This window comes from Leuconostoc sp. BM2 (genome assembly GCF_002095565.1).
Taxonomy (GTDB): domain Bacteria; phylum Bacillota; class Bacilli; order Lactobacillales; family Lactobacillaceae; genus Leuconostoc; species Leuconostoc falkenbergense.
In genome coordinates this window covers 1-891 of record NZ_MOWQ01000111.1, presented here as the reverse complement: position 1 = coordinate 891, position 891 = coordinate 1, and the positions used below count along the sequence as shown (strand labels likewise).

The 891-nt window shown below is 35.8% G+C and carries 2 protein-coding genes; both read left to right on the top strand.

Annotated features, from left to right (window positions below):
• A partial coding sequence (locus BMG01_RS10685) for a hypothetical protein (RefSeq protein WP_143472307.1) occupies positions 1-195 on the top strand: 195 nt, incomplete at its 5' end.
• On the top strand, positions 195-539 hold the full coding sequence (locus BMG01_RS10680) for a hypothetical protein (RefSeq protein WP_080539967.1): 345 nt from the start codon (positions 195-197) through the stop codon (positions 537-539). The genes BMG01_RS10685 and BMG01_RS10680, both read left to right, overlap by 1 nt.
• Positions 540-891: the final 352 nt, after the last annotated feature.

The following is an 891-nucleotide window of genomic DNA, read 5'->3' as shown; positions in this document are numbered from 1 at the left end:
TTTAAAGAAATTGCAACACGCTTTGATACGTGGAAAAGGTTACACGGTGTTGATATGACTAACAAAAAGTTAGGTCGTGAATTGGGAACTAAATTTGAGAAGAAAAGATCACACGGTAAGGTTTACTATTACGGCATATCTCTGAAAATGGAAGAAATAGCACGCGGTGTTAAATTAGATGATTTGGGGTACTGATGAGAGAACAACAAATACAAAACGAAGCGAGAATTGCATTGTCTAAAGATGGTCACACGCAGTTTAGAATTAACACAGGAACTGTTATTACAAGAGACGGTAGACCATTCAGCTCTGGTACACCAAAAGGATTCTTTGATTTAGTTGGGTATCGTAGGCAAGATAAACAAATATTTTTTATTGATATGAAGACAAAAACTGGACGTATCAGAGATGATCAGATTAAGTTTTCTATTAAATTAAAAAAGGATAATGTTATCCACGGTATTGCTCGTTCACCAGAAGATGCGTTAAAAATAGTCAATGAGGGTTTAATTGGCTATGGCCTTGAAAAATATGTGTAAATATACTTGATTTATTTAAAAGTGTATGGTAATATACACACGCCGAATGACAAGGGGAACGTTGCGAAGTAGGTGCTATGGGCGTAACGCGTTGGCGTGAGTGGTTTCTATCCAACTAATAACCAGACAGGCGCAGAAATGTGGGCAGGCAAATATACGAGTTTTTTCACGGTTACTCGTGTACATAAATAATATTGTTGCAGGAGAGCTTATGCTAGTTGAACCAATTAAAATGAATCACACAAAAACTAAACAAGTAGAAGCCGTTTTGAAGCAATATCCTTATTTTAATTTATTAGAAAGGGAACGTAGAACAGAAATAGAGCAGTCAAAAGGTGAAATTGATGAAAAT